Source organism: Amycolatopsis sp. NPDC003861 (assembly GCF_053605405.1).
In genome coordinates this window covers 24,595-42,513 of the sequence record NZ_JBSGJD010000054.1, presented here as the reverse complement: position 1 = coordinate 42,513, position 17,919 = coordinate 24,595, and the positions used below count along the sequence as shown (strand labels likewise).

Sequence of the window (17,919 nt, the reverse complement as noted above, 5' to 3'; positions counted from 1 at the left end):
CGAACGCCACATTGGGTGCGTCAGATGCACCGAACGCCACATTGGGGCGCATGAGGCGCGGGTCAGGCGGCGTCGTGGTGGTGGCCGCCGCCCGGGTGGACGTGGAACTTGGCCACCGCCGGCGGGTGCACGACGAACGGCCGCATCATGCCCTCGTCCTCGTGGTCGAGGATGTGGCAGTGGTACATGAACTCGCCGGTGCCACCGCCGAACTGCCCGGCGACGCTCACCCACTGGCCGGGGTTCACGATGATCGTGTCCTTCCAGCCCTCCTCGTACTTCTCCAGCGGGACGTCGGTGAAGCCGTCGATCGGCGCCGTCGTCCGCTCGCCGGCCTGGTCGAACGTCGTCGTGAAGCGCCGCCGGAACAGCGCCTGGAACTCCGTCAGGTGGATGTGGATCGGGTGGGCCGGCCCGCCGTTCGCGACGTGCAGGATGTTCCACACCGCCCACCGGTCGTGGTCGATGAAGACGCCGGTGGTGTCGTCGAAGATCCGGCCGACCATCCGGAACGTCTTCAAGCCGCCGTTCGGGTCCTGGAGCTGGATGATCCCCTCACCGCCCGGGTCCGCCTCGACCTGCTCGAGGTCCCACATCTCCGGGTGGCCCTCCTGGTTGAGCAGCAGCGCGACCCAGACGTGGTCGTGGTCCTCCGGCAGCGTCGTGCCGTGCTGCAGCCGGACGTACGACGTCGAGATCTTCTCCGGCAGCGTGAACGGGTCGTGCCGGGGCCGGCCGTCGACCCGGAACTCCATCAGGTCCGGCTCGACGCCGCCCAGCCGCGGGTCGGCGTTGCGCAGCTTGAGCTTCCGCCCCGGGAAGCGGCTGAAGTCGATGAGGACGTCGAAGCGCTCGGCCGGGGCGACGGTCAGGCCGCCGGCCGGCAGCGGCGCGGGAGCGGGCAGCAGGCCGCCGTCGGTGCCGATCAGGCGGACGGAGTCGTTCACCGGGTTGTTGTTCTCGTCGACCAGGTTCAGCGTGTAGAACCGCGAGTTGGCCGCGTTGAGCAGCCGGAAGCGGTACCACCGCGGGTCGACGTCCAGGTGCGGCCAGATCACGCCGTTGACCAGGTTGAACGGGCCCGAGAACGGGATCGCCGGGCCGCCGGGGATAACCGGGAACTTGTAGAGTAGCTGCCCGGTGAGCGCGCCGGTCGCCGGGTCGGTGTCGAGGTTCCGGTCGGTGAGGATCAGCGGGATCTCGCGGTCGCCGTGCGGGAGGCCGAGCTCGTCCTCCTCGTCGTCGCGGATGAGGTACAGCCCGGCCAGGCCCGTGTGGACGTTGAAGCGCGTGATCGCCATGGCGTGGTCGTGGTACCAGAGCGGCATCGCCGGCTGGCGGTTCTGGTACTCGGCCAGCTGGGACGTCCCTTCGAGGCCGGCGTTGTGCGCCCAGCCGTCGTTGCCGGCGTTGGTGCGCGCGCCGTGGAGGTGGACGACCGTCCACGCGGGCAGGTCGGCGACGCCCTCGACGATCGAATAGCCCTCCTTGTCCAGTTCGCGGCCCGGACGGCTGGTCGGCGCGCTCGCCAACGGGCCCTGAACGGCGACGAGCGGGAACGCGCCGTCGATTTCGTTCGACCACGAAATCCGCAGCTGCCGGCCGCTGCGCACTTCGATCGTCGGACCCGGGAAATGTCCCGCGTACGTCCACAACGTACTTTCGGGCAATTCCGAGTGCAGCCGCTGCCGCTTGGTCACCATCGGAATGGTGATCGTTTCCCGGCCGCGTGGCCGGAACACGGGTGGAATGCGGAGTGGGTCGAGGAACTTGGTGAGTCCCCAGTTCGGCTCGGTGATCGGCCCGGCCGCCGCCGGGCGCTCGATGATTTCGGTCATGATTCTCCCCCTTCGGTGCGGGGGCAGGAAGAATTGCGCGGCGGCGCGCACGCCGTCGACGTCGAAAAGTATTCCCCCGAACCCCCTCGGTGACCGGCAATGCGACTCCCCTCGCGATACCGGTAATTCCAACTGTAGCCCTTTTCGGCGTATCACGCAGGTGTCTCGCGCGCGTGATAGGTTTCGCGCCATGAGCGAACGCCGGTGGACGTACCTCTCCGACATGGACGGCGTCCTGGTGAAGGAGGAGCACCTCGTCCCGGGGGCCGACGAGTTCCTCGCCGAGCTTAAGGCGAACGGCATCGACTTCCTGGTGCTGACGAACAACTCGATCTACACCCCGCGCGACCTGCGGGCGCGGCTGGAGCGCACCGGGCTCGACATCCCCGAGGAGTCGATCTGGACCTCGGCCCTGGCGACCGCGAAGTTCCTCTCGTCGCAGCGGCCGAACGGCTCGGCGTACGTCATCGGCGAAGCGGGCCTCACCACGGCGCTGCACGAGGTCGGGTACGTGCTGACCGAGCGCGACCCCGACTACGTCGTGCTGGGCGAGACCCGCACGTACAGCTTCAGCGCCATCACGCGCGCGATCCGGCTGATCGAGGGCGGCGCGAAGTTCATCGCGACCAACCCCGACGCGACCGGCCCAAGCCTGGAGGGCTCGATGCCGGCCACCGGGTCCGTCGCGGCGCTGATCGAGAAGGCCACCGGCCGCTCGCCGTACTACGTCGGCAAGCCGAACCCGCTGATGATGCGCTCGGCGCTGCGGCGGCTGGGCGCGCACTCGGAGTCGACCCTGATGATCGGCGACCGGATGGACACCGACGTGCACTCGGGCATCGAGGCCGGCCTGCAGACCATCCTGGTGCTCACCGGCATATCCACCCCGGAGTCGGCCGAACGCTATCCGTACCGGCCGACCATGGTGATCGAATCGATCGCCGACCTGATCGGGCGAACTCAGGATCCGTTCGGCGAAGGCTGACCGTGAGGCGGCTGGCCACAGGGCATATCGTCAGCGGATGAGCAAGTCGACGTACGTCGTCGGCGACGTCCACGGCCACCGGGACGAACTCGCCGACGCGCTGAGATCCGAAGGCCTGGTCGACGAAGAGGACCACTGGTCCGGCGGCGAGGCCCAGCTGTGGTTCCTCGGCGACTTCGTCGACCGCGGGCCGGACGGCGTCGGCGCGATCGACCTGGTCATGCGGCTCGAAGCGGAGGCGGCCGAGGCCGGCGGCCAGGTCCAGACGCTGCTGGGCAACCACGAGATCCTCGCGCTGGGGATGTACCACTTCGGCGACGAGCCGGTGCCGTCGGACTTCGGCCCGCGCAGCTTCGCCCGCAGCTGGGAGATCAACGGCGGCCTGCTGTCGGACCAGGACCGGCTGACCCCCGAGCACATCGAGTGGCTGACCGCGCGCCCGCTGGCCGCCGTCGCCGCCGACCACCTGCTGCTGCACTCGGACACGCTGGAGTACCTCGACTGGGGCTCGTCGATCGACGAGATCAACGAGGCCGCTCGCGACATCCTCGAGGGCAGCGACATCGAGGCCTGGTGGGACGTCTGGCGCCGGATGACGACGCGCTACGCCTTCCGCGGCCCGGACGGCGAGGAAAACGCCCAGAAGCTGATGGACGCCCTCGGCGGCACGCGGATCGTGCACGGGCACAGCGTCATCGCCGACCAGCTGGGCATCCACCCGACCCAGATCGAGGGCCCGTTCCTGTACGCGGGCGGCAAGGCGCTGGGCGTCGACGGCGGCCTGTTCGTCGGCGGGCCGTGCCTGGTGGTCGAGCTGCCGTTCTCGCCGGAGTCCTAGGCGATCTCGACGATCTCCTTGCCGAGCGGCACGAGCGACACCGGGATCAGCTTGAAGTTCGCGATGCCGAGCGGGATGCCGACGATCGTGATGCAGAGCGCGATGCCGGTGAAGACGTGCCCGAGCGCCAGCCACCACCCGGCGAAGACGAACCAGACGACGTTCCCGACGCACGAGGCGGCGCCGGCGTCCCGCCGGTCGACGATCGTGCGGCCGAACGGCCAGAAGGCGTAGCGCGCGATCCGGAACGACGCCAGCCCGAACGGGATGGTGACGATCAGGATGCAGCAGATGACGCCGGCGATCAGGTAGCCGACGGCCATCCAGAAGCCGCACAGGACGAGCCAGATGATGTTCAGCAGCGTGCGCATCAGACGTGCAGCTCCCCGCTCAGGACGGTGACGGCCTGGCCGGCGAGGTGGACGCGGTCGCCGTCCTGGCGGGTTCTCACGATGCCGCCGCGGCTCGATGCCTGCTCACCGGTGAGTTCTTTGCTGCCGAGCCGCTCGGACCAGTAGGGCGAGAGGATGCAGTGCGCGGAGCCGGTGACGGGGTCTTCGTCGATGCCGACGCCGGGGGCGAAGAAGCGGCTCACGTAGTCCGTTTCGTCGCCTTGTGCGGTCACCAGGAGCCGTCCGGTCCAGGTGTCCTTGAGCTTGCCGAGGTCGGGTTCGAGGGCGCGGACCGTCTCGGCGTCTTTCACGACGGCGAAGAGGTTCTCGACGCCGCGGCCGGTGTACTGGATCTCGATGCCGGGCAGGATTGCGGACAGGTCGTCGGCGGTGGGGTGCGGCGGGTCGGAGGGGAAGTCCAGCTCGACCCAGCCGTTTTCGGCTTTGGCGCGCAGCTCACCGCTTTTGGTGATGTACGTCTGTTCCCCGCCGAGAACGTGCGTGACGGCGAGGGTGGCGTGCCCGCAGAGGGCCACTTCGACGGCGGGGGTGAACCACCGGAGCGACTTGGCGTTGTGCTTTCCGGTGACGACAAAGGCGGTCTCGGCGTGCTTCATCTCGGCGGCGACGGCCTGCATCCAGGCGGGATCGGCGGGCTCGTCCAGCAGGACGACCCCGGCGGAGTTGCCGGAGAAGGCGCGATCGGTGAAGGCGTCGACGATGAAGAAGCGCATGTCACCAATGTAGCCGGGCTATTTCGGGTTTCCCTCGGGTCTGTCCCTTAGGTGGTCTCCCCGATGGTCGGCTTCACGACCTTTTCGCCATCGGGCCCGCGCTCCGGCTTGAGGTCGAAGACCTCGTCGTCGACGGCGTACTTGTTCTTGTGTTCTTTGTCGTCTTCCTTCTTTTTCCCGGCCGCCCCCGGAGCGGCGGCCCCGGTGCCGCCTTTGCCCTTGGCCGCGGCGGCCGCGGTCGCCCCGCGCTCGAGCCGTTCGCCGGTCTTGCTGCCGGTTTTGGCACCTTCTTTGGCACTGTCTGAGCTGCCGGGGCTGCCGGCACTCCCGGACACGCGCGACCCGGCGAACCCGGAGCCGGCCCGCCCGGTGCTCTTACCGCGGACGGTGTCCCCGCTGGTCGTCGAGCCACCACCGGCGGTGGTCCCGGGCAGGGCGAGCCCATCGGGCGTCACCCGGCCGAAGGTGCCGGCCGCGGGGGCGGCACGGAAGTTGGTGTTGCCGCTGAAGGTGCCGGTGCCGCTGCTGGTCCCCGGGGGGACGTAGGTGGGCGGCGTGGTGGGTGCCGGGCCGCCCGGCCCTCCTGGGACTCCTGCCCCGCCTGTGCCGGCCGGTCCGCCGGGGACGAAGGTGCCGGTGGTCCCGCCGGTCCCGCCGCCGATGGTGGGGGTGCCGGTGAAGCCGGTGCTGCCGGTGCCGTGGAACCCGCTGACCGAGGTGGAGTCCCCTTGCCCGAGCTGAGGAGGCGGGGTGTAGGTCGGCTGGGTACTGGCGGTCTCGTGGTAGGTGGAGTCAAGGCCCTGCAGGACTTGAACGGCTTGCTGATGAGCGGCATCGGCCTGCTGCTGCTTGGCGGCGACGTTGTTCATGGTCTGCGTCGCCCCGGTGACGTCACCGGCCAGGTACTGCTTGGTGGCTTTGTCGATTTCGGTCTGCTGGTTGAACCCGGTGGGTTCGGGCATGTTCTTCTGCGCGTAGTCGGCAGCGGCCGCCTGCTGCGAATACCGGTTGGAACTGAGCTGGGCGGCGTTCGCGGTGTCACCGGTGTAGGTGGCGGTGTTCTGGAAGAAGCTGTGCGCCTGGGCGGCCCCTGCGCCCTGCCACTGGATCTCGCTCGAGTTGACGGCGTCGTTCGCCGCGTTGGAGACATCGGCCAGCCAGTTGCCGAGCTTGTTGGCCACCCGGCCCCGGTCATCGAGGTCCTGCGGCCGCATGTTGTCGTGGACCATGCCGTACAGCTCTTCATGCGTGCTGGAGGCGTAGTTCTGCCCCGGTGCGGGCGCATCGCCGCGGGTGGCCTGGTTGTGGAGCAGCTGTTTGCCTTGCTCAACCGAGTACTGCGCCGCCTGGTTCTCGGTTTGCGGCGTCACACCGGCGCGGGCGTCCCCCTGGTCCTCGGCGCCGTAGTGGTGCACGTTCTGCTGCAGCTTCTGTTGTGTCTGCGCGTAGAAGTCGCCTTCGTACTGGCGATGTTCGGCGTGCTCGCGAGCCATGGTCACTCGCTCCCGCGAAGCTTGGCGAAGGTTTCGCTGTGCGCGTCTTCGGTTTCGCGGTAGTTCTTGCGGGCGATCTCGAGTGCTTCGCGGACCTGGATGAACCCCTGCTTCAGCAACTCGAGGTTCGGAATCAGCGACTGGTCACCGTCGGCAGCCACTTTGGCGTTGAAGTCGGCTATGTCCTTTGCGTAGCTACTGGAGCCCATACCCGGAGCGCGCGCGAGGAGCTTCACATCGTGGAAGATCTCGTCGAATTCGTGGATGAACCGGTCGCACACCTTGGTGTAGGCGTCGAAACCCGCCTGGTTGATCCCGAATCCGCCGCCTTCGGCCAGCGACTTGAATTGCTGGGCACCGGCGTTGAGCCGCTTCGCACCTTCCTCGTCGACGGGGACGTCGAGCAGGCCTGACAGGAAGTGAGCGCCGGCGTCACCGGCGGCAGGCGGCGGCTCGCTGCCGAAGTGTGCACCCGTCGTCATCGTCCACCCCTCTCGACACCGTGCGTACCCAAGTCAACTGTAGTAGTGACGGTCGGCCATGTCAGCAGATCCGTGACGCCGGCAACCCGTCGGGGGAAGGTCTCAGCCGTTCGCGGGAAGAAGAGGTTCGACCTTGGTCGAAACATCGTTGGCGACCTGGCACGCCTCGTCGGTGCCTGCCGTCTGGAGGGTGACCAGGACCGTCGCCCGCGACTTCGGCTTCACCTCCATCGAAACGTCACAGGAGCCGGTGCCGCCGAGGGCGTCACGCTCCTGTACTGCGGGGCGCCCGTTGACATCTCCGGTAACGGCTTTACCCGGAGCGGTGACGATGTCGTTGATCGACTGCCCGGGCTGGAGCGCGAGACCGATGACGCCGTAGTCGGTCTTCTTCGCGTCGCAGTTGTGCGCGGCGTCTGCATCGCTGCGCTTCGCGGCTGCGTAGCCCTGGCCAGCCAACACTTGGTCGAGGAGCTTGCACGGATCCATCTCGGCGAACGGGTTGTCACCATTGCCGCCGCTCGGTTGGGTTGCCGATGGGCTGCTCGAAGGCGTGTCCGCGGCTTGCGGCGTGCCTCCCACCTTGCTGTCGCAGGCGGTCAGCGCGAGCGCCGATGCGGCCAAGGCGAGGACGGTGGCGCGAAGGCGAACTGCTCGGGTCACGACCTGAACACTACGGGTAGATCACGCACCGGGGCGAGGATGCACGTCACCGGTGGGTCGTCTCCGCGATGCGCTCGTGCAACCACCCTCTCAGGTGTCCCCCGTCCGATGGGACGAACCTGAGGCGGGACTCGCCACCGGACAACGGCTCCGTAAACGTCAAGTACCGGCCGCCGTCGGTGTCCACGAATGTCACCGTGCCCGCCGGGCGGAGGTTGCCCTGGCCCATTCGGGTCGACAGCTCGAACGTGCCGTGGCGGTGCGGTGCCCACTGTGTGTAGTCGCGCAACGCTTCGGTGTCCGGTGGCCGGTTCGGGCCCAGCGTCGACGTCACCGGGGCCACCGGCAGCGGCTCGTACCGAGGGAGGATGCCGATCAGGGCGTCGACCAGGTGGTCGGGGCGGATCTGGACGAAGGTGATCCCGTCCGGCACCAACTCCGAGTACACCCCCAGGCCGTGGCCGATCGTCGCTCGGTAGAACACCTGGCGGGCGTCTGCCACCTCGGCCGCGCGGACGATGATCAGGACCTCCGGCTGGGTCCACGCCCGGAGGGTCTGCTCGACCTCGATGTCCAGCTTCTCCGCGCCCGCCAGGCCGCGCTCCCTCATCGCGTCCCACGCCGCGGCCAGGATGCGCTCGTTCTCCTCCAGCGTGTGGCCCGGGCTGCGGATCTCGAACGGGTGCCAGTTCGCCGGGAGGCCCGTGCGCCGGATCGCGGCGGCGACCTCCGTCAAGCCCAGCGAGAATTCCTCCGGCACGTCCGCGAGCGTAGCGGAACTCCTCAGATGTCGAGCTGACGAACGCCCGTCTCGCGGAACGTCACCCGGCCGGCCGTCGCCCGTCCGCGGAGGCGGACGATTTCGTGTGGCTGCAAGCCGATCGCCACTCCGAACGCCTCCACGGTCGGGAAGCCGCCCTGCCGCCGGCGCAGCTCCAGCGCCGAAGCCACGCGCTCCGGAGTCAAGCCCGGCAGGCCCGCCAGCTCCGGCTCCGCGGCCACGTTCACATCCACCAACGGAGCCGGAGGAGGCGCCAACGGCAGCTCATACGCCTCGAGGACGTCGTTCTGCCGCAGGTCCCGCGTTCCCAGCCCCACCGTGAACACCCGCGACCCCGCCGACGACGGAACCGCGATCCCGTCCCGTGCCAGCGAAAGCACCGGCAGCCCCGAAGCGATGACCGTGTGCCGCTCGTTGAACGTCGTCCCGATCGGGCGCAGCACCCGGACGCCGACCCCCACCGTGAACGCCGCGCTCCGCCCCTCCGGCACCTCGACCGCCGCCACCAGTGCGCCGGTGCCGAGTTCGGTCACGCCGTGCACCACCGCCGTCCCCGCTCGCTGCTCCCCGGCGTCACCGGCCGGGAACGCCGTCAGCGTGTCGCCGGCCAACGGTGGTACGTCGCACTGGAAGCCCAGCAACACCGTCGCCGGCCGGCCCGGCCGCAGCTCCTCGAGCGGCCCCGCCGGCCCGAACAGCCCGAGCACCCGCATCGGCTGGCCGCCGCGCGACGAAGCACACAACGCACCGAACCGCAGGACGCCCTCCCGGACGGCCACCTGCGCGTGGAACCCCGTCAGCGGCTCGAAAGCCGGCGCCACCACCGTCGCCACGCCCTCCGGGTGGCTCAGGTCCGGCCCGACGACGTCGTCCGTGTACAGCTCCAGCGCGTCGCCGTTGCCGAGGTCCCGCCGCCCGACGGCGACGAACACGTCCTTCAGGAACCCGGCGTCCGTCACCGGCTCGACTTCGCTGGAGAAGAACTTCTTCCGCACCATGATCCCCAGGCGCAGGTTGTCCTCCAGCACCCGGTCGGCGCGCACCAGCCGCGCGCGGGCGCCGCGGACCGCGCGCCCCGTGCTCACCTGGCCGCCGGGCAGCTCGCCGAGACCGGGGACGGTGACCGAGTCGTGGATCGCCCTGCCGAACTCGATCAGCCCGACCCTGGTCTCGGTCACGACGTGGCGGCCAGCGTGACGCTGATCGACTGGTCGGCGTTGACCCGCTCGGACTCGACGCGCATCCCCGCCTGCCCCGCCCGCTCCTTCAGCCGGGCCAGGACCGCCCGCTGCACTTCGGCCGCGTACGCCTCGTCGACCGACAACACCAGCCGCGACGCTTCCTCAGGCACCAGGCCAGGCCCGTCGACGTGCGCCACCTGGACGCCTTCGGGGCCGTAGCCGAACGTGATCCGCCGCCCTTCCCAGGCGGCGACGACGGACGTGCCGTCGTCGGTCACCTGGGCTCGCAGCCCGGCCAAAGCGCGCGCCAGCAGATCGCGGTGCCGCATCCGGGTCCGCACGGTGACGACCCCCGGCCGCGCCTGCGCGTGCGCGGCGATCGTGGCGGCGTCGAGCTGGGCCAGTGCCTCACTGCGCAGCTTGAGCGTGACACTCATCGGCGTTCCCCTTCGAGCAGCGCTTCGAGTACTTCGGTGGTGGCGAACCCGTTCAGCTCGATCGCGCCGTCCGGGGCGATCGTCAGTTCCAAGCGGTTCGGAGTGCTGAAGATCGACTCGTCGTAGCGGTCGGTCAGGAAGTGGAACCGCTGGTTCGCCGAGCCCGCCCACGGCCGGGACGGCTCCGGCCGGTCCGCCAGGAACGGCCCGTCCACCAGCAGATCCGTCGAGCCCAGCAGCAGCGACGGCGGCAGGTCCTCCAGGACGTGCCCGGTGAACGTCATCACCGACAACCCCTCGGCCCGGACCGCCGCGGCGAAGTGACCCAGCGGCTCGGCCTGGTCGAACGGTTCACCGCCGAGCAGCGTGACGCCTTCGATCCCCGAGACAGCCAGCACCCGGGCGGCCAACTCCGGCCACGGCAAGGAAAACCCGCCGCGGGTCGTCCACGTCTGCGGGTTGAAACACCCCGGGCAGCGCACCGAACACCCCTGCGTCCACACGGCACACCGCGCCCCCGGGCCCTCGGCGAGTGTGACGTCGACGATCCGGTGCAGGTTCAGGAGTTCCATTGCGACTGCTGCTGCGAAGCGGTGTCTTCCACCGAAGCGGACGTGCGCCGGTAGTCCTCGGTGAACTCCGACGTCTCGGTCTCCGCGCCGAGCAGGTCCTCCAGCAGCGGGATGTAGTCGAGGCACTTCGACCCGGTCACGCCGTGGGTCTCGGCGCTGATCGAGCCGTCCTTGCCGATCGTCACGGTCACGCGGTGCGTCATACGTCGATCGTCCTCCCACTCGGTGACGCCGGTGACGCCGGTGGCGGCGCGACGGGCTCGGGATCGCCGGTGTCCGTGGCGGCCACGGCCCTGGTCTCCGCCCAGTTCCGGATGGCCAGGATCTCGTCGGCCTGGGTGACCGACAGGGGCACGGTCGACTTCACCGCCCGCACGAGGTCGTCCCGGCGCAGCGGCCGCTTCTCGGCGAACGCGTCGACCAACCCGGACAGCACGGCCTGCTCGATCTCGGCGCCGCTGTAGCCCGCGCTGACGTCGGCGAGCTCGGCGAACAGCGCGTCGTCGAGCCCCAGTTCGCTGCCCACGAACGGATCCGTGACGCGCTTGCGCAGGTGGATCCGCCAGATCGCGGCGCGCTCGGGCGCCGAAGGCAGGTCGACGAAGAAGATCTCGTCGAACCGGCCCTTGCGCAGGAACTCCGGCGGCAGCGAGCCGACCTGGTTCGCCGTCGCCATCACGAACACCGGCGCCGACTTCTCCTGCATCCAGGACAGGAACGTGCCGAACACGCGCCGCGCGGTGCCGCCGTCACCCCCGCCGCCCGCGCCGGCGAGGCCCTTCTCGATCTCGTCGACCCACAGCACGCACGGCGCGATCCCTTCCGCGGTGCGGATGACCGTGCGGATGTTCTTCTCGCTCGACCCCACGAGCCCGGCGAAGACGCGCCCGAGGTCCAGGCGCAGCAACGGCAGCCGCCACATGTTCGCGACGCACACCGCGGACAGGCTCTTGCCGCAGCCGGGGACGCCGGTGAGCAGCAGGCCCTTCGGCGCCGCGAGGTTGTACGCCGACGCGGCGGGCGTCCACGTGCCGGTGCGCTTGGTCAGCCAGCGCTTGAGCCGGTCGAGGCCGCCGACGGCGTCGAAACTCGTTTCCGCCGGCACGATGTCGAGCATCCCGGACCGCCGCACGGCCTGGCGCTTCTCGGCGAGGATCAGCTCCAGGTCGCTCGGGTCCAGCCCGCCGCCTTCGACCAGGGCCCTGGCGAACGCGTTTTCGGCCTCGGGCAGGGTGAGGCCGCGCGCGGCGGCGACGATCATGTCCCGGTCGTCGCGGTCGATGCTGATCCGGACGTTCTGCCGGTGCGCGGCGACCATGCTGTCCAGCAGCTCGCCGATCTGGCGCTGGTCGGGCAGCGGGAAGTCGACGACGGTCGCGTCGTGCTCCAGCTCCGGCGGTACGGGCAGCGACGGCGACACGAGGATCAGGCTCAGCGGCACCGGCCGGGTCTTGAACGCGGCCGCGAGTTCCCGCAACCGCCGCACGACCTCGGGATCGGGCCGGTGCCCGCCCTCCGACACGAGCGACGGGTGCAGGTCGGCGAACACGAAGACGGCGGGCTCACCCCAGCCGTAGACGCGCTCGAGCGCGGCGGCCGCGGTGCGCGTCTCGCTGATCGGCGGGCCGCCCGCGGGGGCCAGCCCGGTGGTGGACGACCAGACGTAGACGCGCCGCGGGGTCCGCAGCCGGTGGGCGTCTTCCGCGACCGCGCGGATCTCCCGCAGCACCCGCTGCTCTTCGTGCGTCTCGACGACGAGCAGCGGGTAGCGCGCCTGCAGCAGCTGGGTCAATTCGTCGCGGAACCCGGCCATCGATCGCCCCCTCGAATTCCGTTCGGACCCTACCAACTCACGCGCCGACGACGAGGATTTCGTACGTCGGGCTGGTGGGCGGGTAGCCGCTGTAGATGTGGGAGTTGACGACGGCGAGGTGGTTGCCGATCTTGATCGCCGAAACCGGCTGGTCGAACAGCGGATCGGTGATCGTGCCCGTGGCCGCGCCGTGGCCCAGGTCGCCGTCGAGACACCAACGGGTGATCTTGTCGTCGAGCTGCACGGCCCAGAGCCGGTTCCCTTCGAGCACGAGACTGACGACGCTGGGCGCGTTCACGCCCGCGATCTCCGTGCTGACCCCGGTGCGCGGATCGATCTTGTACACCTTGCCGGGAATCGTGGCGGCCACGAGCAGGGTGTCGCCGGACGGCGTGGCGATGATGTCGTTCATGAAGAAGTCGCCGGGGGAGCCGCCCGCGCCCGGCCCGCTCAGCGGCAGGGTGCGCGGGGTGCCGAGCCGTCCGGCCACGAACGGCACGAAGAACAGCTGCGGGTGGTAGGAGTCGGTGAACCACGCGCCCTGCGGGGTCACCACCACGTCGTTGACGTAGGACGTCTGCGGGTCGCCGAAGGTGTAGTCCGCGACCTTCGCCTTGGTGCGGACGTCGTAGACGTAGGCCTTGCCGCCGGCCGCGCCGGCGACGAACAGCAGGTCGTGGCGCCGGTCGAAGTCCACTCCGGCCGCCATGGTGCCCGGTGGCGCCTCGATGAAGCGCTCGGCCGTGCCGCGCCGGACGTCCTCGCGGAAGATCGTGCCGGCGATGAGGTCGCCGGTGTAGTAGGTGCCGCCGCCGGCGGCGGTGATCCCTTCCGCGGACGTGGCGCCGGGCAGCACGATCACCTTCGTCGCCGCCGACGCCGGGGCGGCCACCGCCAGCAGCAGGAAAGCGGACACCAGAGCCAGGATTCTTCGCATCGGTTCCCTCCCTCTTCCCAGGAGGATCCTGCCACCGTGGTGGCCGACTGGGCACCTGATTCCTAGACTCGGCCCCAGTCACCGCCGACTTCAGGAGGCACCATGCCTGACGCGCCCGCCTTGCCGAGCTACGCCTCGGGGACCTCCGAAGTCCCGCTGCTCGGGGACACCATCGGCGACAACTTCGACCGGACGGTGGCCGCGTTCGGGGACCGGGACGCCCTCGTCGACCGGGCCGCGGGCCGGCGGTGGACCTACCGGGAACTGGCCGCCGAAGTGGCCGCGCTGGCGCTCGGGCTGGTCGCGCAGGGCATCGGCAAGGGCGACCGGGTCGGGATCTGGTCGCCGAACCGGGCGGAGTGGACGTTCCTCCAGTACGCGACAGCGAAGATCGGCGCCATCCTGGTCAACATCAACCCGGCCTACCGCGCGCACGAGCTCGAGTACGTCCTCAACCAGGCCGGCATCCGGCTGCTCGTGGCTTCGGACAAGTTCAAGACGTCGGACTACCCCGCGATGGCCGAGGAGGTGCGCGGGAAGTGCGCGGCCCTCGAACAGGTCGTCATCCTCGGCGGCGGGGACTGGGACGCGCTGCTGGACGCCGGCCGCGGCGGTGACCCGGCGCAGCTGGCGCACCTGCAGGCCGGGCTGTCGGCCGACGACCCGATCAACATCCAGTACACGTCCGGGACCACGGGCTTCCCCAAGGGCGCCACGCTGTCCCACCACAACATCCTGAACAACGGCTACTTCGTCGGCGAGCTCTGCAACTACACCGAAGCGGACAAGGTCTGCATCCCGGTGCCCTTCTACCACTGCTTCGGCATGGTGATGGGCAACCTGGCCTGCACCAGCCACGGCGCCTGCATGGTCATCCCGGCCCCCGCGTTCGACCCGGAGGCCACCCTCGAAGCGGTCGCGGCCGAGCGGTGCACGTCGCTCTACGGCGTGCCGACGATGTTCATCGCCGAGCTGAACCACCCGGACTTCGGGAGCTTCGACCTGTCCAGCCTGCGCACCGGGATCATGGCCGGCTCGCCCTGCCCGGTCGAGGTGATGAAGCAGGTCATCGACCGGATGGGGATGGCTGAGGTGTCCATCTGCTACGGCATGACCGAGACGTCCCCGGTGTCCACGCAGACCCGCGCGGACGACTCGATCGAGCGTCGCGTGTCGACGGTCGGGCGGGTCGGGCCGCACCTGGAGGTCAAGGTCGTCGACCCGGAAACCGGCCTGACGGTTCCGCGCGGCGAGCCGGGCGAACTGTGCACGCGCGGCTATTCGGTGATGCTCGGGTACTGGGAGCAGCCGGACAAGACGGCCGAAGCGATCGACGCGGCCCGCTGGATGCACACCGGCGACCTGGCGGTGATGGACGGCGACAGCTACCTCAACATCACCGGCCGCATCAAGGACATGGTCATCCGCGGCGGCGAGAACCTGTACCCGCGCGAGATCGAGGAGTTCCTCTACACGCACCCGGACATCCTGGACGCGCAGGTGATCGGCGTCCCGGACGAGAAGTACGGCGAAGAGCTGATGGCCTGGGTCCGGATGCGTGAAGGTGCGGAACCGCTGACAGCGGAGAAGGTACGCGAGTTCTGCAGCGGCAAGCTGGCGCACTACAAGGTCCCGCGGTACGTGCACGTCGTCGAGGAGTTCCCGATGACGGTGACCGGGAAGGTCCGCAAGGTCGAGATGCGGGAGAAGTCGATCAGCCTGCTCGGCCTGGAGAACGCGGCCGCCACGAAACACGCCTAAACCGACCGGGGCAGCCGGGCGTTGCTCCTTCACGGCGGAGGGAGCGCTTCCGGCACGGGAGCGACGGGAACCGCCGGCGGAGGGGGAGTCGTGCTGTCCTGCCCGAAGAAACCGATCACCGTGGGGACGCTGCTCGCGGCGGCCGCGCTGGGCCTGCCGGGCGTGGCGGCCGCGGCCGACGTCGCGCCGGTCGACCTGGGCACCCTGCCGGGCGACGCGTTCAGCACCGTGGCCGCGATCAACGCCACCGGCACCATGGTCGGCGAGTCGCTTCCGTATGACGTGCGCATGCGCTTCCACCCGGTGAAGTGGGACAGCCAGGGCCGGATCAGCGCCCTGCCGACGCTGGGCGGCGAACAGGGCCGGGCGGTCGCGGTCGACGACGCCGGGGTGGCCGTGGGCTGGGCCCAGGACGCGAGCGGTGAGGAGCACGCGGTCCGCTGGGCCCCGGACGGCTCCGTCACCGCGCTGCCGTGGGCCGGGGCCTCCGAAGCGAGAGCCATCAGCCGGACCGGCGTGGTCGCCGGCAGCGGCAGCACCCCGCAGGGGACGTACGTCGCGCTGCGCTGGGCCCCGGACGGCTCGGTCACCCAGCTCGCTTCGCCGCCCGGCGGCGGGCAGGGCGTCGTCACCGGGATCACCGCGGACGGCTCGCTGATCAGCGGAAGCGCCTCGGATTCCGCCGGCAATGAGCACGCGGTCCGCTGGACGGCCACCGGCGCGATCACCGACCTCTCGCCGGGCAACGTGGGCAACCCGGGCGCCACGGCGGCCGCGATCAACGACTTCGGCGTGATCGCCGGGAGCGTCACCGAGGCGGGCTCGCGGGTCCCGGTGGCCTGGAAGCGGGACGGGCAGCGGGTCCGGCTCGACTGGCCGGCGGCACCGGCCTCCGCGACGCCGCGCGCGATCAACCGCGCCGGGGTGGTCGTGGGCAACGGGTCCGTCGACTTCGCCCAGGACCGGGCGGTGCGCTGGAGCGCGCGCGGGGCCACCGTGCTGGAGCCCGCCCGGCGGTCCGAGGCGGTGGCGCTCAACGACTCCGGCACGGCCGTCGGCAACGTCGAATCGGTGGCGGCCCGCTGGGCCGCGGACGGCACGGAAACGATCCTCGGCGCCTTGCCCGGCGGTGGCTACAGCTGGGCGACCGGGATTTCCGCCGACGGGACGATCATCGGCCGGTCCGACCTGTCCTTCGGCTGGCACGCCGTCTACTGGCCGGCGAGCTGACGGATCCGCGAAGCGCGGGTAAACCGCGCCGGGCGGCCAGGCGTGTTCCTGCGCGATTCCACGGAAGGAGGTGTCCGATGATCATCCTCAGCTGGGACTGGTGAAGATCCGGGTGGGGTACCTCGGTCGAGGTGCCCCACCCGCCGGGGCGTCCTCAGCCCACCGCGGCAGCGGCTTCCGCGATCGCCTTCGCGTCCTCTTCGCCGAAGGTTTCTTCGAGCTGCTCCGGCGAATAGTCGACGTCGATCTGCTCCACCGGCATCCCGCGTGCCGATTCGATCGCGCCCAGCCGCCGCTGCGCCCGGTCGGCCGCGTACTGGATGATTTCCTGCGGGTCGTTGTCGAACGGGATCTCCTCGAACTGGTCCTGCACCCACTGGATCATGTTGAGCGCGTGCGGGAGCAGTTCGCCCATCCGCTGCTGCACCGCGTCCCACAGCGAGTCGTCCGCGGCGACGTGCCGCCGGCAGGTGAAGGTGCCCCAGGCCATGTGGCGGCGCTCGTCGTCGCCGATGCGGCGGACCAGTTCCTGCATGCCCGGCAGGATGTCGTGCTGGGTGCAGATCAGCTGCCACGAGTAGTAGCCGGTGAGCGCCAGGCTGCCCTCGATGACGTGGTTGTACGTGACGCTCGCGCGGATCTGGTTGAGCGGGCTGGGATCGTCCTCCAGCGCCCGCAGCGACTGCGGCAGCTCTTCGTAGAACAGCTTGCGGTAGTGCGGGTTCTCGGCGACGAACGGGTGGAGGTCCTGGGTCAGCCCGACGGCGTCCATCCAGCGCCGGAACACCTCAGTGTGCTTGGCTTCCTCGAAGCAGAACTGCGTCAGGTACATCTCGTCACCGAACCGGCCGGTCGCCGACATCGCCCGCATGAACGGCTGGATGTCCTCGGTGACGGCCTCTTCGCCGGCGATGAACTGCGCGACCAGGTACGTCGTGCTGCGTTTCTGCTCGTCGTTGAGCGTGTCCCAGCCTTCGCGTTCGCGGCTGAAGTCGATGTCGGCCGGGTTCCAGAACTTCTTGTTGCCCTTGACGAACAGCCGCAGCGGGAAGGAATCCCAGTTCAGCCCGCCCTTGCGCAGTGAGGAAAAGCCGGTCCGGAGCTCCGGGAGCGTGTCGGTCATCGTTTCACTCCATTGTGGACGAATTGGCGGATGGCGGGTTCCAGGACCGCGGTGACGGCGTCGGCCGCCTCGGCCGCCGAGTGCGTGGAGAGCACCAGGTGGGACAGGGAAAGCCGGACGACGGTCTCCGCGAGCAGGGCCGCGGCTCCGGCGGAGAGCCCGGGTTCGAACTCGCGGTACTGCTCGGCGGCGAGGTCCGCGGCCGCGGTGAGGATCGGCTCGCCCCTGGTGGTGAGCAGCGGCAGCAGGTCTTCGCCGGCTTCGGTGCCGAGCGCCGCCGCGACCAGGCGGTTCTCCCGCGCGTGCTCGATCGTGTAGACGACGGCGTGGTGGATGCCCGCCAGGAGCCCGTCCGCCGTTTCGAACCGCTGCCGGATCCCGTCGAGGAACTCCGACGCGGTGCGCAGCGCCACCGCCTGGGTCAGCGCCGCCTTATTCCCGAACTCGTTGTAGACCGTCTGCCTGCTCACGCCGGCTTTCGCCGCGACGTCGGCCATCCGCAGGCCCGCGTGACCGCGGTCCGGCAGCAGGTCGGCGGCGGCGTCGAGCAGCGCCTCCCGCAGGGACGCCTTCGTCCGTTCGGTGAAGCTGGTCACACCCTCACCTTGACACAGATCACTCCACTGTCAAGGTGCTGTACATGATCGGCTTACGTGTAA

Annotated in this window: 19 protein-coding genes; 4 read left to right on the top strand and 15 right to left on the bottom strand. The window is 69.9% G+C overall.

Annotation, left to right across the window (positions count from 1 at the left end; genetic code table 11):
- Positions 1 to 62: 62 nt before the first annotated feature.
- Positions 63 to 1,838, bottom strand: coding sequence for a multicopper oxidase family protein (locus ACWEVN_RS16380; protein WP_452051784.1), 1,776 nt, complete (start codon positions 1,836 to 1,838; stop codon positions 63 to 65).
- Positions 1,839 to 2,028: 190 nt separating this feature from the next.
- Here ACWEVN_RS16380 and ACWEVN_RS16375 point away from each other — a divergent pair, with 190 nt between their 5' ends.
- Positions 2,029 to 2,823: an HAD-IIA family hydrolase gene (locus ACWEVN_RS16375; protein ID WP_452051783.1), complete on the top strand. Its 795-nt coding sequence runs from the start codon at positions 2,029 to 2,031 to the stop codon at positions 2,821 to 2,823.
- A gap of 37 nt (positions 2,824 to 2,860) precedes the next feature.
- Positions 2,861 to 3,661 carry a metallophosphoesterase family protein gene (locus tag ACWEVN_RS16370; protein ID WP_449685333.1) on the top strand — a complete coding sequence of 267 codons (801 nt, stop codon included), beginning with the start codon at positions 2,861 to 2,863 and terminating at the stop codon, positions 3,659 to 3,661.
- Here the strand turns inward: ACWEVN_RS16370 and ACWEVN_RS16365 are convergent.
- From ACWEVN_RS16365 to ACWEVN_RS16310, 12 genes are all read right to left on the bottom strand, one after another.
- Positions 3,658 to 4,032, bottom strand: coding sequence for a YccF domain-containing protein (locus ACWEVN_RS16365; protein ID WP_310968715.1), 375 nt, complete (start codon positions 4,030 to 4,032; stop codon positions 3,658 to 3,660). The genes ACWEVN_RS16370 and ACWEVN_RS16365 overlap by 4 nt on opposite strands.
- Positions 4,032 to 4,787, bottom strand: a complete 756-nt coding sequence (locus ACWEVN_RS16360) for a PhzF family phenazine biosynthesis protein (RefSeq protein WP_452051782.1) — start codon at positions 4,785 to 4,787, stop codon at positions 4,032 to 4,034. Before ACWEVN_RS16360 ends, ACWEVN_RS16365 begins: the two co-directional genes overlap by 1 nt.
- A gap of 47 nt (positions 4,788 to 4,834) precedes the next feature.
- Positions 4,835 to 6,280 carry a hypothetical protein gene (locus tag ACWEVN_RS16355; protein ID WP_452051781.1) on the bottom strand — a complete coding sequence of 482 codons (1,446 nt, stop codon included), beginning with the start codon at positions 6,278 to 6,280 and terminating at the stop codon, positions 4,835 to 4,837.
- A 2-nt stretch (positions 6,281 to 6,282) separates the two neighbouring features.
- Entirely contained in the window at positions 6,283 to 6,762 is a 480-nt protein-coding gene (locus tag ACWEVN_RS16350; RefSeq protein ID WP_452051780.1) for a hypothetical protein, read from the bottom strand.
- 102 nt (positions 6,763 to 6,864) lie between these two features.
- The gene (locus ACWEVN_RS16345; protein WP_452051779.1) at positions 6,865 to 7,425 is read right to left on the bottom strand and encodes a DUF3558 family protein; all 561 of its coding nucleotides are present in this window, start codon (positions 7,423 to 7,425) and stop codon (positions 6,865 to 6,867) included.
- A gap of 46 nt (positions 7,426 to 7,471) precedes the next feature.
- On the bottom strand, positions 7,472 to 8,185 hold the full coding sequence (locus ACWEVN_RS16340; RefSeq protein WP_452051778.1) for an ESX secretion-associated protein EspG: 714 nt from the start codon (positions 8,183 to 8,185) through the stop codon (positions 7,472 to 7,474).
- Between the two features lie 23 nt (positions 8,186 to 8,208).
- Positions 8,209 to 9,384, bottom strand: coding sequence for a helix-hairpin-helix domain-containing protein (locus tag ACWEVN_RS16335; RefSeq protein WP_452051777.1), 1,176 nt, complete (start codon positions 9,382 to 9,384; stop codon positions 8,209 to 8,211).
- A complete protein-coding gene (locus ACWEVN_RS16330; protein WP_452051776.1) occupies positions 9,381 to 9,824 on the bottom strand; it encodes a hypothetical protein in 444 nt (147 codons plus the stop codon). Before ACWEVN_RS16330 ends, ACWEVN_RS16335 begins: the two co-directional genes overlap by 4 nt.
- Complete coding sequence (locus ACWEVN_RS16325) at positions 9,821 to 10,396, bottom strand: 4Fe-4S single cluster domain-containing protein (protein ID WP_452051775.1); 576 nt, start codon at positions 10,394 to 10,396, stop codon at positions 9,821 to 9,823. The genes ACWEVN_RS16330 and ACWEVN_RS16325 overlap by 4 nt, the downstream gene beginning before the upstream one ends.
- Positions 10,384 to 10,599, bottom strand: coding sequence for a DUF2997 domain-containing protein (locus ACWEVN_RS16320; RefSeq protein ID WP_176174579.1), 216 nt, complete (start codon positions 10,597 to 10,599; stop codon positions 10,384 to 10,386). The genes ACWEVN_RS16325 and ACWEVN_RS16320 overlap by 13 nt, the downstream gene beginning before the upstream one ends.
- Positions 10,596 to 12,209 carry an AAA family ATPase gene (locus ACWEVN_RS16315; RefSeq protein ID WP_452051774.1) on the bottom strand — a complete coding sequence of 538 codons (1,614 nt, stop codon included), beginning with the start codon at positions 12,207 to 12,209 and terminating at the stop codon, positions 10,596 to 10,598. The genes ACWEVN_RS16320 and ACWEVN_RS16315 overlap by 4 nt, the downstream gene beginning before the upstream one ends.
- A 37-nt stretch (positions 12,210 to 12,246) precedes the next feature.
- On the bottom strand, positions 12,247 to 13,146 hold the full coding sequence (locus ACWEVN_RS16310) for a hypothetical protein (protein WP_449685343.1): 900 nt from the start codon (positions 13,144 to 13,146) through the stop codon (positions 12,247 to 12,249).
- Positions 13,147 to 13,248: 102 nt separating this feature from the next.
- Between ACWEVN_RS16310 and ACWEVN_RS16305 the strand changes: the two genes are divergently transcribed.
- The gene (locus ACWEVN_RS16305; protein ID WP_452051773.1) at positions 13,249 to 14,907 is read left to right on the top strand and encodes an AMP-binding protein; all 1,659 of its coding nucleotides are present in this window, start codon (positions 13,249 to 13,251) and stop codon (positions 14,905 to 14,907) included.
- A gap of 90 nt (positions 14,908 to 14,997) precedes the next feature.
- Positions 14,998 to 16,137, top strand: a complete 1,140-nt coding sequence (locus tag ACWEVN_RS16300) for a hypothetical protein (protein WP_452051772.1) — start codon at positions 14,998 to 15,000, stop codon at positions 16,135 to 16,137.
- Between the two features lie 154 nt (positions 16,138 to 16,291).
- On the opposite strand, the gene ACWEVN_RS16295 is transcribed toward ACWEVN_RS16300, so the two are convergent.
- The gene (locus ACWEVN_RS16295) at positions 16,292 to 17,260 is read right to left on the bottom strand and encodes a R2-like ligand-binding oxidase (protein WP_310968702.1); all 969 of its coding nucleotides are present in this window, start codon (positions 17,258 to 17,260) and stop codon (positions 16,292 to 16,294) included.
- Entirely contained in the window at positions 17,257 to 17,856 is a 600-nt protein-coding gene (locus ACWEVN_RS16290; RefSeq protein WP_452051771.1) for a TetR family transcriptional regulator, read from the bottom strand. Before ACWEVN_RS16290 ends, ACWEVN_RS16295 begins: the two co-directional genes overlap by 4 nt.
- Between the last annotated feature and the right edge of the window lie 63 nt (positions 17,857 to 17,919).